The organism is Xanthomonas sp. F1, from assembly GCF_014199855.1.
In genome coordinates this window covers 452,212-465,923 of record NZ_JACHOK010000002.1, presented here as the reverse complement: position 1 = coordinate 465,923, position 13,712 = coordinate 452,212, and the positions used below count along the sequence as shown (strand labels likewise).

The 13,712-nt window shown below is 67.7% G+C and carries 14 protein-coding genes and 1 tRNA gene; 1 reads left to right on the top strand and 14 read right to left on the bottom strand.

The features are described 5' to 3' along the window. Positions 1-2: 2 nt before the first annotated feature. The 11 genes from nuoH to tpiA all read right to left on the bottom strand — a co-directional run bounded on the left by nuoH (position 3) and on the right by tpiA (position 9,691). Positions 3-1,094 carry an NADH-quinone oxidoreductase subunit NuoH gene (gene nuoH / locus GGR71_RS06705; protein ID WP_048489483.1) on the bottom strand — a complete coding sequence of 364 codons (1,092 nt, stop codon included), beginning with the start codon at positions 1,092-1,094 and terminating at the stop codon, positions 3-5. Continuing rightward, entirely contained in the window at positions 1,091-3,340 is a 2,250-nt protein-coding gene (nuoG, locus tag GGR71_RS06700) for an NADH-quinone oxidoreductase subunit NuoG (protein WP_160962994.1), read from the bottom strand. The genes nuoH and nuoG overlap by 4 nt, the downstream gene beginning before the upstream one ends. Then, positions 3,337-4,680, bottom strand: coding sequence for an NADH-quinone oxidoreductase subunit NuoF (nuoF, locus tag GGR71_RS06695; RefSeq protein ID WP_160962992.1), 1,344 nt, complete (start codon positions 4,678-4,680; stop codon positions 3,337-3,339). The genes nuoG and nuoF overlap by 4 nt, the downstream gene beginning before the upstream one ends. Positions 4,681-4,685: 5 nt before the next feature. After that, positions 4,686-5,213, bottom strand: coding sequence for an NADH-quinone oxidoreductase subunit NuoE (nuoE, locus tag GGR71_RS06690; RefSeq protein ID WP_048489486.1), 528 nt, complete (start codon positions 5,211-5,213; stop codon positions 4,686-4,688). Beyond that, a complete protein-coding gene (locus tag GGR71_RS06685) occupies positions 5,210-6,517 on the bottom strand; it encodes an NADH-quinone oxidoreductase subunit D (RefSeq protein ID WP_160962990.1) in 1,308 nt (435 codons plus the stop codon). Before GGR71_RS06685 ends, nuoE begins: the two co-directional genes overlap by 4 nt. Continuing rightward, positions 6,514-7,263: an NADH-quinone oxidoreductase subunit C gene (locus GGR71_RS06680; protein ID WP_026143244.1), complete on the bottom strand. Its 750-nt coding sequence runs from the start codon at positions 7,261-7,263 to the stop codon at positions 6,514-6,516. Before GGR71_RS06680 ends, GGR71_RS06685 begins: the two co-directional genes overlap by 4 nt. 33 nt (positions 7,264-7,296) lie before the next feature. Further along, positions 7,297-7,851, bottom strand: coding sequence for a NuoB/complex I 20 kDa subunit family protein (locus GGR71_RS06675; RefSeq protein WP_010343006.1), 555 nt, complete (start codon positions 7,849-7,851; stop codon positions 7,297-7,299). Then, entirely contained in the window at positions 7,842-8,198 is a 357-nt protein-coding gene (locus GGR71_RS06670; RefSeq protein ID WP_010343005.1) for an NADH-quinone oxidoreductase subunit A, read from the bottom strand. Before GGR71_RS06670 ends, GGR71_RS06675 begins: the two co-directional genes overlap by 10 nt. A gap of 107 nt (positions 8,199-8,305) precedes the next feature. After that, positions 8,306-8,390: transfer RNA gene (locus GGR71_RS06665), tRNA-Leu, on the bottom strand. A gap of 51 nt (positions 8,391-8,441) precedes the next feature. Then, positions 8,442-8,867, bottom strand: a complete 426-nt coding sequence (gene secG / locus GGR71_RS06660) for a preprotein translocase subunit SecG (protein WP_160962988.1) — start codon at positions 8,865-8,867, stop codon at positions 8,442-8,444. Positions 8,868-8,929: 62 nt separating this feature from the next. Beyond that, positions 8,930-9,691, bottom strand: a complete 762-nt coding sequence (gene tpiA, locus GGR71_RS06655; protein WP_184451749.1) for a triose-phosphate isomerase — start codon at positions 9,689-9,691, stop codon at positions 8,930-8,932. 113 nt (positions 9,692-9,804) lie between these two features. On the opposite strand from tpiA, the gene GGR71_RS06650 reads away from it, so the two are divergent. Next, the gene (locus GGR71_RS06650) at positions 9,805-10,605 is read left to right on the top strand and encodes an SDR family NAD(P)-dependent oxidoreductase (protein ID WP_160960932.1); all 801 of its coding nucleotides are present in this window, start codon (positions 9,805-9,807) and stop codon (positions 10,603-10,605) included. Here GGR71_RS06650 and GGR71_RS06645 read toward each other — a convergent pair whose 3' ends face one another. The 3 genes from GGR71_RS06645 to glmM form a co-directional block, all read right to left on the bottom strand. Continuing rightward, positions 10,606-11,214 (bottom strand): hypothetical protein, encoded by a 609-nt coding sequence (locus GGR71_RS06645; protein WP_160960935.1) that lies wholly within the window; start codon positions 11,212-11,214, stop codon positions 10,606-10,608. A gap of 11 nt (positions 11,215-11,225) precedes the next feature. Further along, complete coding sequence (locus tag GGR71_RS06640) at positions 11,226-12,164, bottom strand: isopenicillin N synthase family dioxygenase (protein ID WP_160960938.1); 939 nt, start codon at positions 12,162-12,164, stop codon at positions 11,226-11,228. A 116-nt stretch (positions 12,165-12,280) separates the two neighbouring features. Further along, positions 12,281-13,624, bottom strand: a complete 1,344-nt coding sequence (gene glmM / locus GGR71_RS06635; RefSeq protein WP_160960940.1) for a phosphoglucosamine mutase — start codon at positions 13,622-13,624, stop codon at positions 12,281-12,283. Between the last annotated feature and the right edge of the window lie 88 nt (positions 13,625-13,712).

Genomic DNA, 13,712 nt, shown 5'->3' with positions numbered 1-13,712 from the left:
GCTTACACGCCCTTCTGGATCACGCCGTAGAACACCATCAATGCCGTCACCGCGATCCACACGATCGTCAGCGGGATGAACACCTTCCAGCCCAGGCGCATGATCTGGTCGTAGCGGTAGCGCGGGAAGCTGGCGCGGAACCAGATGTACGCGCTGGCGAAGAACAGCACCTTCATCAGCAGCCACGGCCAGCCGCCGGTCCAGATCCAGTTGACCCACGGCGAGACGTCCGCGGTGACCCAGCCCTGGATCGGGCTCAGCCAGCCACCCAGGAAGAAGATCGAGACCAGGAAGCTGACCAGGATCATGTTGGCGTATTCGGCCAGGAAGAACAGCGCGAACGCACCGCCCGAATACTCGACCATGTGGCCGGCGACGATTTCCGACTCGCCTTCGACCACGTCGAACGGCGCGCGGTTGGTCTCGGCCACGCCGGACACCCAGTACACGATGAACAGCGGGAACAGCGGGATCAGGAACCAGTCGAAGAACCCGGAGCTGCCGGCCTGCGCCTGCACGATCGTGCTCAGGTTCAGGCTGCCGGCGGCGATCATCACGCCGACCAGGGCGAAGCCCATCGCGATCTCGTAGCTGACCACCTGCGCGGCCGAGCGCATCGCGCCGAGGAAGGCGTACTTGGAGTTGGACGCCCAGCCGGCCAGGATGATGCCGTACACGCCCAGCGAGGTCATCGCCAGCAGGTACAGCAGGCCGGCGTTGGCGTTGGACAGCACCAGCTTGGCGTCGAACGGCACCACCGCCCAGGCGGCGAAGGCCGGCGCCAGGGTGATCAGCGGCGCGATCACGAACATCGCCTTGTGCGAGCTGCTCGGCTGGATGATTTCCTTGAACAGCAGCTTGAAGACGTCGGCGAAGGCCTGGAAGATGCCCATGCCCACGTACATCGGCCCGTGGCGCACGTGCATCCAGCCGATCAGCTTGCGTTCCCAGACCACGTAGAACGCCACCGAGATGATCACCGGCATGGCGATCAGCAGGATCTTCAGCACGATCCACAGGACCACGCCGAGGGCGCCCAGGCCGAGGAACCACTGGTGCAGCGGGTCGACCACGTTCAACAGCATCTCGTTCATGCGGCCACCACCGTCACCCGACCGGCGCCCAGCGGCGCGGTCGCGCCGTGGCCCGTTTCGATCCAGGCCGCGCCCGGCGCGACCCGCTTGTCCGTCGCCAGCGGCAACGTGGCGCTACCCGCCGCGGTGCCGACCTTGACCATCTGTCCGTCGCGCAGGCCCAGGCGTGCCGCCTCGTCCGGATGCAGCGCCACGCCCGGCGCGCGGTTCAGCGGATGCTGCTGCAGCGCCTGCGCGCGGCGCACCACCGCATCGGTGCGGTAGATCGCCGGACTGGCGGCGAGTTCCAGGCCCTCGTCCTGGCGTGCCGGCTGCGCCGAGCTCGCCGCGGCGACCTCGCGCGGCTGCAGGCCATCGCGCAGCCCGGCCAAGTCGATGAACGCGAAGCCCGGCAGGCCCAGCTCGCCGCCGAGCGCACGCAGCACCCGCCAGCCCTCGCGGGCCTCACCCGGCAGCTTGCCGCCGGCGCGGGTGCGCTGGTCGCTGCCGTTGAGGTTGGTCAGCGTCGCCTCGATTTCCGGCAGCGCGCCGATCGGCAGGATCACGTCGGCCACGTCGCGGGTGGAGGCGCAGGCGAAGTGGCTGAACGCCACCACCTTGGCACCGGCCAGCGCGCTGCGCGCGGCGGCGGCGTCGGCGAAGTCCAGCCCCGGCTCCAGGCCGTACAGCACGTAGGCGCTGCGCGGCTCGGCCAGCATCGCCGCGGCGTTGCGCCCGCGCGGCAGCACGCCGTAGCGCGACAGGCCGAGCGCGTTGGCACCCTGCGGGATGCGGCACAGCGCCGCGCCGGTGGCGGTGGCGAAGTCGCGCGCGGCCGCACGCAGCGCCGCGGCCTGCGGATGGTTCTCGACCAGCGCGCCGACGATCAGCACCGCGCGGCCAGCGCCCTGCACCGCGCCGCGCAGCGCGCTATCGGCCAGTGCCTCGGCGAACTTCGACGGCGCCACGATCTGGCGGCCGGCCTGGTCGAAGGCCACGTCGAAATCGACCGGATTGATCGAATAAAGCTTGGTCTGGCGCTGCATCCGTGCCTTGCGCAGGCGTGCATGCAGCAGCGGCAGCTCATGGCGCAGGTTGCTACCCAGGATCACCACCACGTCGGCCTGCTCGATCTCCGCCAGCGGCAGCGCGAACGGCTCGGCCAGCGCGGCATCGGAGAAGTCGCGGTTGTACACGCGGTGATCGAGGTTGCCGCTGTCCAGGCCCTCGGCCAGGCGCGCCAGCAGCGCGCCCTCCTCGTTGGAGGTGGACGGATGCGCGAGCACGCCCAGCGCGTCGCCGCGGTTGGCCTTGAGGATATCGCTCGCCGCGGAAAGCCCTTCGGCCCACGACACCTCGCGCCACTGCCCGTCGACCTTGCGCATCGGCCGCAGTGCGCGGTCCTCGGCGTACAGGCCCTGGTGCGAGTAGCGGTCGCGGTCGGACAGCCAGCACTCGTTGACCGCTTCGTTGTCGCGCGGCACGGTGCGCAGCACTTCGCCGCGGCGCACGTGCAGGAACAGGTTGGAACCCATCGCGTCGTGGTAGCCCAGCGACTCGCGCGCCACCAGTTCCCAGGGACGCGCGCGGAACTGAAACACCTTGTTGGTCAGCGCGCCCACCGGGCACACGTCGACCACGTTGCCGGACAGCTCGGTGGTCAGCGGCTTGCCGTCGTAGGTGCCGATCTGCAGGTTCTCGCCGCGGTACATGCCGCCCAGCTCGTAGGTGCCGGCGATGTCCGCGGTGAAGCGCACGCAGCGGGTGCACTGGATGCATCGGGTCATCTCGGTGGCGACCAGCGGCCCGATGTCCTCGTCCGGCACCACGCGCTTGCGCTCGTTGAAGCGGCTGACCGAGCGGCCGTAGCCCAGCGACACGTCCTGCAGTTCGCACTCGCCGCCCTGATCGCAGATCGGGCAGTCCAGCGGATGGTTGATCAGCAGGAATTCCATGACGCTGCGCTGGTACTTCAGCGCCTTGTCGCTGCGGGTCTGCACCTTCATGCCGTCCATGACCGGCGTGGCGCAGGCCGGCGATGGCTTGGGCGACTTCTCGACGTCGACCAGACACATGCGGCAGTTTGCCGCGATCGGCAGCTTCTCGTGGTAGCAGAAGCGCGGGATCGGGATGCCGGCCTTGTCGGCGGCCTGGATGATCATCGAGCCCTTCGGCACGACCAGCGACTGGCCGTCGATCTCGACGGTCACATGGCCTTCCGGCACGACCGCGGGGGTCGCGCCGGGATTGTTGGGTTGCGCGCTCATGCGGCGGCTGCCTCCACCTTCTTGCCGTCAACCATCGAATGACCGTTGACGATGTAGTACTCGAATTCGTCCCAGAACTGGCGCAGGAAGCCCTGGATCGGCCAGGCCGCCGCTTCGCCGAAGGCGCAGATGGTGTGGCCTTCGATCTGTCCGGCGACGGTGCGCAGCTGGTGCAGGTCTTCCATCGTGGCCTTGCCGGCGACGATGCGCTCCAGCACGCGGTGCATCCAGCCGGTGCCTTCGCGGCACGGGGTGCACTGGCCGCAGGACTCCTTGTGGAAGAACTGCGAGATGCGGCAGGCGAACTTCACGCAGCACACGCTGTCGTCGAGCACCACGATCGCGCCCGACCCCAGGCCAGTGCCCAGTGCGCGCAGGGTGTCGTAGTCCATCTGCAGGCCCGCGAGCTGCTCGGCCTTCAGCACCGGCATCGACACGCCGCCCGGGATCGCGCCCTTGAGGGTGCGGCCCGGCTTCAGCCCGCCGGCCATCTCCAGCAGTTCGTCGAAGGTGGTGCCCAGCGGCACTTCGAAGTTGCCGCCCTTCTGCACGCAGCCGGAGACCGAGAAGATCTTCGGGCCGCCGTTCTTGGTCTTGCTCAGCCCCAGGAACCATTCCGGGCCGTTGCGGATGATCGCCGGCACCGAGGCGTAGGTCTCGGTGTTGTTGATCGTCGACGGCTTGCCGTACAGGCCGAAGTTGGCCGGGAACGGCGGCTTGTAGCGCGGCTGGCCCTTCTTGCCTTCCAGCGACTCCATCAGCGCGGTCTCTTCGCCGCAGATGTAGGCGCCGGCGCCCAGCGCGCCGTAGATGTCGATGTCGATGCCGCTGCCGAGGATGTTCTTGCCCAGCCAGCCATTGGCATAGGCATCGGCCAGGGCCTGCTCGAAGTTCTCGAACGGCTCGTGGTGGAACTCGCCACGCAGGTAGTTGTAGCCCACGGTGGAGCCGGTGGCGTAGCAGGCGATGGCCATGCCCTCCACCACCGAATGCGGGTTGTAGCGCAGGATGTCGCGGTCCTTGCAGGTACCTGGCTCGGACTCGTCCGAATTGCACAGGATGTACTTCTGCGGCGCGCCCTTGGGCATGAACGACCACTTCAGGCCGGTCGGGAAGCCGGCGCCGCCACGGCCGCGCAGGTTCGACTGCTTGACCATCTCGATCACCTGCTCCGGCGGGATCTTCTCTTCGAGGATCTTGCGCAGCGCGGCGTAGCCACCGGTCTTCAGGTAGCTTTCGTAGGACCACGGGGTGTCGTAGTGCAGCGTGGTGTACACCACCTGGTGCGGCTGCGGCGCGGGGCCGACCGGACCGGTGGGAGCGTGGGGATGCTGTGCCATTGCCGTTACTCCAACCCGTCCAGCAATTCGTCGACCTTGTCCTTGGTCAGATGCTCATGGTAGTGGCCGTTGATGACCATCATCGGTGCGCCGGCGCAACCGGCCAGGCACTCTTCCTCGCGCTTGAGGTAGACGCGGCCATCGGCGGTGGACTGGCCCAGCTTGCAGCCGAGCTTCTTCTCGGCATGCGCGACCAGATCCTCGGCGCCGTTGAGCCAGCAACTGATGTTGGTGCAGAACGCGACGTTGTTGCGGCCGACCTTCTCGGTCTCGAACATCGAGTAGAAGCTGGCGACCTCGTAGGCCCACACCGGCGGCAGTTCCAGGTACTTGGCCACACCGGCGATCAACTCGTCGGTCAGCCAGCCCTGGTTCTGTTCCTGCGCCGCGTGCAGCCCCTGCAGCACCGCCGAGCGCTTGCGGTCCGGCGGGAACTTGGCCAGCCAGTGATCGATGTGCGCGCGCGTCTTGTCGCTCAGCACCACCATCGGATCGACGTCGCGCGCCGCCTCGAAATTACCTGTCGCCTTCATCGGTCGACCTCACCAAACACCAGATCATAGGTACCAATCATCGCCACCACGTCGGCCAGCATGTGGCCGCGCACGATCGCGTCCATCGACGACAGATGGGCGAAGCCCGGCGCACGCAGATGCACGCGGAACGGCTTGTTGGCGCCGTCGGACATCAGGTAGCAGCCGAACTCGCCCTTCGGCGCTTCGACCGCGCAGTAGGTCTCGCCGGCCGGCACGCAATAGCCTTCGCTGAACAGCTTGAAGTGGTGGATCAGCGCTTCCATGTCGTCCTTCATGTCGGCGCGCTTGGGCGGCGCCACCTTGAAGTTCTCGACCATGACCGGGCCCGGGTTGGCCTTCAGCCACTGCACGCACTGCTTGATGATGCGGTTGGATTCGCGCATCTCGGCCACGCGCACCAGATAGCGGTCGTAGCAATCGCCGTGGGTGCCGAGCGGGATGTCGAAATCGACGCTGTCGTACTTGGCGTAGGGCTGCTTCTTGCGCAGGTCCCAGGCGATGCCCGAGCCGCGCAGCATCACACCGGTCATGCCCCAGCCATAGGCCTGCTCCGGGGTGACCACGCCGATGCCGACGGTGCGCTGCTTCCAGATACGGTTGTCGGTGAGCAGGGTCTCGTACTCGTCGACGCGCGCCGGGAAGGTGTTGGTGAACTCCTCCAGGAAGTCCAGCATCGAGCCTTCGCGCGCGGCATTGAGCCGCTTCAGCGCATTGCCCTTGTGCCAGCGCGATTCCTGGTACTTGGGCATACGATCCGGCAGGTCGCGGTAGACGCCGCCCGGACGGTAGTAGGTCGCGTGCATGCGCGCGCCCGACACCGCCTCGTACACGTCCATCAGCTCTTCGCGTTCACGGAACGCGTACAGCATCACCGCCATCGCGCCCAGATCCAGGCCGTTGGAGCCGACCCACATCAGGTGGTTCAGGATGCGGGTGATCTCGTCGAACATGGTGCGGATGTACTGCGCACGCTCCGGCGCCTCGATCCCCATCAGGGTCTCGATCGCGCGCACGTAGGCGTGCTCGTTGCACATCATCGACACGTAGTCCAGGCGATCCATGTAGCCGATCGACTGGTTGAACGGCTTGGACTCGGCCAGCTTCTCGGTGCCACGGTGCAGCAGGCCGATGTGCGGATCGGCACGGACCACGGTCTCGCCGTCCATTTCCAGGATCAGGCGCAGCACGCCGTGCGCGGCCGGATGCTGCGGGCCGAAGTTCATCGTGTAGTTGCGGATCTCCTGCTTGGCTTCGGCAGGATTGCTGGCGAACCCGTCGTGCGCCTGGTGGTACTCGCTCACTTGGCGGACTCCTTCTGTGCTTCGCCCGCCGCGGTCTGGTAGCGCGCATCGTCGCGGATCACGCGCGGCACGCCCACGCGCGGCTCCACCGAGGTCACCGGCTCGTAGATCACGCGCTGCTTCTCTTCGTCGTAGCGCACTTCGACGTTGCCGATCAGCGGGAAATCCTTGCGGAACGGATGGCCGACGAAGCCGTAGTCGGTGAGGATGCGGCGCAGGTCCGGGTGGCCGGCGAAGACCACGCCGAACAGGTCGAACGCCTCGCGCTCGAACCAGTTCGCACCCGGCCAGATGTCGGTGACCGAGGCCACCACCGGCAGGTCTTCGTTCGGCGCGTAGCAACGCACGCGCAGGCGCTGGTTGTGGCGGTAGGAAATCAGCTGCGCCAGCACGGCGTAGCGCTGCTGCGGCACCGGCAGCGGCTGCGCGCCGCCGGCCGCCTCGCCGCTGGGGAACTCGCCCCAGGCGAAACGGCCCACGGCCTTGCCTTCGACGCCGCGGCTGAAGCCGTGCGAGGACACGTCCGAGGTATCCCACTCGTCGCTGCCGTAGCCCAGGTAGTCCACGCCGCACAGGTCGGACAGCTGTTCGAAACCGAACTCGTCGCGCAGCGCCAGGCAGGTGGCGTGCCAGGCGTCGGCCGGCACTTCCAGGGTGACTTCGCCGCGCGGAAGGGCCACGAAGACCTGGCTGCCGGGAAAACGGGCGCCGAGTCGGTCGCTAAAGGAAGATGCTTGCTCTGCCATGGGGGCTTGGCGTGCTCTCTGAGGAAAGAGGAATCAGCGCGCGATGGTCTGGGTTCGCCAGATCTTCTTCTGCAACTGCAGGATGCCGTAGACCAGGGCCTCGGCGGTCGGCGGGCAGCCCGGGACGTAGACGTCCACCGGCACGATGCGGTCGCAGCCGCGCACCACCGAATACGAGTAATGGTAGTAGCCGCCGCCGTTGGCGCAGCTGCCCATCGAGATGACCCACTTCGGGTCCGGCATCTGGTCATAGACCTTGCGCAGCGCCGGGGCCATCTTGTTGACCAGGGTGCCGGCGACGATCATCACGTCGGACTGGCGCGGCGACGGGCGGAACACCACACCGTAGCGATCCAGGTCCAGGCGCGCGGCGCCGGCGTGCATCATCTCGACCGCGCAGCACGCCAGGCCGAAGGTCATCGGCCACATCGAGCCGGTGCGCGCCCAGTTCAGCAGCGCGTCGACGCTGGTGGTGACGTAGCCCTTCTCCAGCAGCGGGTTCTCGCCTTCGGGACGCAGGATGTCGTCCACCCGCCCTTCCGGGATCGGGTTGGTCATCAGGCGATCCAGGGTCTGAATCACTCCCATTCCAGCGCTCCCTTCTTCCACACGTAGACAAAACCGAGGAACAACATGCCGACGAACAGGCCCATGGTGACCAGGGAGCGAGCGCCCAGGTCCATGAACACCTGCGTCCACGGCACGATGAAGATGATTTCCAGATCGAAGACGATGAACTGGATGGCGATCAGGTAGTAGCGCACGTCGAACTTCATGCGCGCGTCCTCGAAGGCCTCGAAGCCGCACTCGTACGGCGAGAGCTTCTTCAGGTCGGGACGCCGGGGACCGAGGAACCGTCCCACCAGCATCAGCGCGACGCCGATACCGGTGGCCACGATCAGAAACAGCAGGGTCGGCAAATATTCGGCCAGCACTCGCGATTCTCTCTTGCCTGTGCCCGCGCGCGTGCCGCGCAGGCATGGGATAGACGATTCTCCGGGCGAGGGCGTGATGCCGTCGCGCAGAAACCGTAGCCAAACAATGGTGCCCAAGAGGGGACTCGAACCCCTACGACCTAAGTCGCTACCACCTCAAGGTAGTGCGTCTACCAATTCCGCCACCTGGGCTTGCGTAAAACCTGCGCGGCAATCCCGCCGCGCAGCATATTGTAACCGTCTTCAGTCTTTCTGCGACGGGGCAGGCGACTTTTCTTGCGCTTTTTCCGGCGCCGGCTGGGCGGCCGGGGCCGCGGCGGGAGCCGCAGCGGCGACCGACGGCGCCTGCGGCACCTGCAGTTCGCCGGCCGGCGCGGCCGGGGCCGGGGTAGCGGACTGCGACATCACGCCCAGATTGGCGTCGGCCGGACGCGCGCTGTGGCCGGCGTACCAGGCCATGAACAGGCTGATGGCGAAGAACACCACCGCCAGCCACTTGGTCGACTTGGACAGGAAGTTGGACGCGCCGCGCGATCCGAACACGGTGCCGGACGCGCCGGCGCCGAACCCGGAACCCGCCGCCGCACCGGCGCCGCGCTGCATCAGGATCAGCGCGATCATCGCGATCGCCACCAGCACGTAGACCACATTGAGGATGACCATCAGCATTTCGAAATCCGTCCGGACAGTACGACTTGGGGGACGAACGGCCGCCATCGGCAGCCGTTCGCTCAACAGGCGGCCGCCGCTCGCACGATGGCCAGGAATTCCGCGGCGACCAGCGAGGCGCCGCCCACCAGCCCGCCATCCACATCCGGCTGTGCGAACAGCTCGGCGGCGTTGTCGGGCTTGACGCTGCCGCCATACAGGATCGGCAACGAATCCGCGATTCTAGCATCGCGCGCCGCCACTTCGCCACGGATGAACGCATGCACCGCCTGCGCCTGCGCCGGGCTGGCGGTGCGGCCGGTGCCGATCGCCCAGACCGGCTCGTAGGCCAGCACCGCCCGGGCGAAGCCCTCGGCGCCGACCAGGTCCAGCACCGGCGCCAGCTGCGCGGCAATGACCGTCTCGGTCCGCCCGGCCTCGCGCTGCTCCAGGGTCTCGCCCACGCACAGGATCGGGACCAGCCCCGCGTGCATGGCGGCGGCGAACTTGCGCGCGACCAGCTCGCTGCTCTCCTGGTGATACTGGCGCCGCTCCGAATGCCCGACCAGGCCGTAGTCGGCACCCACGTCGACCAGCATCGCCGCCGACACCTCGCCGGTATAGGCCCCCTTCTCGTTGCTGCTGACGTCCTGCGCGCCGAAGCGCAGCATCCGGTCCTCGAAGTTCTCGATCAGGTCGCCCAGGTACGGCAGCGGCGGCAGGATCACCACCTCCACACCGTGATCGGCCGCGTGCAGCCCGGCGACGATCTCCCGCACCAGCTCGGCGGCGAAGTGGCGGGTGCCATGCAATTTCCAGTTTCCGGCTACGATCTTGCGTCGCATCGGCGCATCTCCGGCGAAAAAGTGCCGAGAGGATAGCCGATGCGCCGCCAAGGCCAGGCATCGTCCCGCCGGCCCGCCCTCCCCCGCCGCCCGCTCCACGTCCAGAGACCGCCATGACCCAGCTTCCCGGCTACGCCCTGATCACCGGCGCCTCCAGCGGCATCGGCCGCGAGATCGCCCGCGAATACGCCCGCCGCGGCGTACCGCTGATCCTCAGCGCGCGCCGCGAGGCGCTGCTGCAGGCACTGGCCGCCGAACTGCGGGCGCAGGTGCCGGTGGAGGTGCTGGTCGCCGACCTGGCCGACCCGGCGGCGCCGGCCGCGCTGGTGGCCGAGATCGAACGGCGCGGGCTGGCGGTGCGGATCCTGGTCAACAACGCCGGCTACGGCGTGCCCGGCCGCTACATCGCCCAGGACTGGGCGGTGCACGCGGCGTTCCTGCAGGTGATGGTCGGCGCGGTGTGCGAGCTGACCTGGCGGCTGCTGCCGGCGCTGCGCGCCAGCGGCCACGGCCGCATCCTCAACGTCGCCTCGTTCGCCGCCCTGGTGCCCGGCGCCGACGGCCACACCCTGTACGCGGCGGCGAAGAGCTTCATGCTGCGCTTCAGCGAATCGCTGGCCCTGGAGAACGCCGACCGCGGGGTGGGCGTCTGCGCGCTGTGCCCCGGCTTCACCTGGTCCGAGTTCCACGACGTCACCGGCACCCGCGAACAGATGGACGCCCTGCCGCGCTGGCTCTGGCTGCAGACCGCGGCGGTGGCCCGCGCCGGCATCGACGGCGCCGAACGCGGCAAGGTGCGGGTGGTCCCGGGCGCAGTCTACCGCACCCTGCTCGGCCTGACCGCGCTGCTGCCCAATGGCCTGCTATTGCGGATGATGGGGCGCGGTTCACATCGCATTAGAAGCGTGGAATGACTACAACTTCATGCTAGGGCCGGAAGAGGGAGCCAAGGCGCGGACCAGTTCTGGCAGCGACAATGTGAAGTGGTGGCAGGTCCCAGGTGCCCTGGCGACGACCAGCACGACATCTCGCCCATCACCACCTCCCGTCGTATGAGCAAGCAGCGCCTGCGTGTAATCGAGAAAGTCCTCGCTTTCCAAACCCACTTGAGGCTGCTCCGCCAAAAGCTGCCCGATGAAAGCATCGGACCAGGCGGCCGGAGTCTTGGGCAATGGCAAATACGAGCAGACAACAGCACGGTAGCGCCAGAAGCCGATATCAGCGGCTTTGTCCTGCGCGTAAAAGTGACAGCGATCATGCGCTTTCGCATTGACGGCGTCCGACCTCAGCCACTGACAGACATCGGGAACTACCGCCTTTTCGCGTTCGGCTTGTATACCCGCGGCGGCGTCCTTGAATTCAATCAGCACCCAATGTGTGCCATCTGTAGCCATCAAGTCGGCAAGCATCCGCTGGTCGCTACCGTTGGTAGGTACAGTATCGGCACGTCGCGCCAGCTTGCCCGCGCGCTCGTCGAGCGCACGAATAAAAATGTTGATGAGTCCAGCTTCCTGCTGCGCCATAGCCCGCCTCCCTACTTCAATTTAATCTCCCGCAACCGCTCCTCCAGATACCCCTGCGCGGTGATCGGCTCGGGATAGCGGCTGGGGTTGTCGGCGCTGATGCAGGACGGCAGCACGTCGATCACGAAGTCCGGGTTCGGGTGCAGGAAGAACGGCACCGAGTAGCGTGGCTGGCGCGCCTGCTCGCCCGGCGGGTTGACCACGCGGTGGGTGGTCGAGGGATACACGTGGTTGGTCAGGCGCTGCAGCATGTCGCCGATGTTGACCACGATGGTGTCGGCGTCGGAGGTGAACGGCACCCACTCGCCCTGCTTGGACTTCACTTCCAGGCCGGCGGCGCTGGCCCCGACCAGCAGGGTGATCAGGTTGATGTCCTCGTGGGCACCGGCGCGCACGTTGGGGATGTCGTCGGCGGTGATCGGCGGGTAGTGGATCGGGCGCAGGATCGAGTTGCCCGAATCGGTCTTGTCGACGAAGTAGTGCTCGGGCAGGCCGATGTGCAGGGCCAGCGCCGACAGCACGCGCGCGCCGAGCGCATCCAGCGCCTGGTACAGGCCATAGCCGTGGGTGCGGAAGCCGGGCACTTCGCTCGGCCACAGGTTCGGCGGCATCACCGCGCGGTACGGGGAGTCGTCGGCGATCTCGCGGCCGATGTGCCAGAACTCCTTCAGGTCGAAATGCTTGGAATCCTTGGCGGTCTCCACGCCGAAGGCGGTATAGCCGCGCGCGCCGCCGCTGCCCGGCAGGTGGTACTTGCGCTTGGTCTCCTCGGGCAGGGCGAAGAACGCCTTGAACACGTCGTAGGCCGCGTCGATCTGCGCCTGGGCGATGCCGTGGTTGCGAATGCCGGCGAAGCCCCACTCGCGGTAGGCCGCACCCAGTTCGGCGACGAAGGCATCGCGGTCTGTTTCGAAGCGGGTGATGTCGAGGGTGGGAATGCGCGCAGTCATGGCAGGAACCGTCATCTCGTGAAGGGAACGAACGCCGCGCTCAGCGCAGCAGGCGATACAGCAGGTAGAAGGTGACCGCCTTGGCGACGATCACGAAGAGGGCAATGGCGATCGACTCACGCCGCGTCACGGACCGCCTCGGCCAGCGCGTCCAGGGTCTGTCGCATCAGCGTGGCATCGTCGGCCTCGACCGTGACCCGCACCACCGGCTCGGTGCCGGAGGCGCGCAGGAAGGCACGTCCGCGCCCCTGCACCGCCGCCTGCGCCGCGGCCAGCGCGGCCTTCACGGCATCGGCCTCGAGCGGGCGCACGCCCGGCTGCAGGCGCACGTTGACCGTCTGCTGCGGCACCTTCTGCAGCCCGGCCAGCGCCTGGCGCAGGGTCTGCCGCGAGCGCTTGAGCACTTCCAGCACCTGCAGCGCGCTGACGATGGCGTCGCCGGTGGTGGCGCGATCCAGGCACAGCATATGTCCGGACGCTTCGCCGCCGAGCACCCCGCCCTGTTCGACCAGCGCCTGGTGCACGTGGCGGTCGCCGACCTTGGCGCGCAGGAACGGCACCTGCAACCCGGCCAGCGCCCGTTCCAGGCCGTAGTTGGTCATCAGCGTACCAACCACCGGACCGTGCAGGCGACCACTGGCCTGCCAGCCGCAGGCCAGCACGTACAGCAGGCCGTCGCCGTCGACCGGGTTGCCCTGGTCGTCGGCCATCAGCACACGGTCGCCGTCGCCGTCGAAGGCGATGCCCAGATGTGCGCCATGGTCGCGCACGTTGGCAGCGAGGTTGTCGATGTGCATCGAGCCGACGCCGGCGTTGATGTTGAGCCCGTCCGGCGCCGCGCCGATCGCGATCACCTCCGCGCCCAGTTCGCGAAAGAGCAGCGGCGCGATGTGGTAGGTCGCGCCGTGCGCGCAGTCCAGTACCAGCTTGAGTCCACGCAGGTCGAAGCCGCGCGGCACGCTGGCCTTGCAGAACTCGATGTAGCGGCCGATCGCCTCGCGCGCGCGCATCGCCTTGCCCAGGCGCTCGGACTCGACCGTGGCGAACGGCGCGTCAAGGGCCGCTTCGATCGCCTGCTCGGTGGCGTCGTCGAGCTTCTCGCCGTGGGCGGAAAAGAACTTGATGCCGTTGTCGTAGTGCGGGTTGTGCGAGGCGCTGATGACGATGCCGGCATCGGCGCCGAGGGTGCGCGTGAGGAACGCCACCGCCGGGGTCGGCATCGGCCCGAGCAACTGCACGTTGGCGCCGGCCGCGACCAGCCCGGCCTCCAGCGCCGACTCGAACATGTAGCCGGAGATGCGCGTGTCCTTGCCGATCACCACGGTCGGCCGTGCGGTGCCGCCCGCGACCAGCACCCGGCCCAGCGCATTGCCCAGGCGCATCACGAAATCGGCGGAAATCGCGCCCTGCCCGACCCGGCCACGGATGCCGTCGGTGCCGAAGTATTTGCGGGCGCTCATGGAGTCGGGACCCGGGACCCGGGACCCGGGACCCGGAAAAAGCGCAAGGCACGGACGGCGGTAGAAGCAAACATGCTGTTGGCGCGAT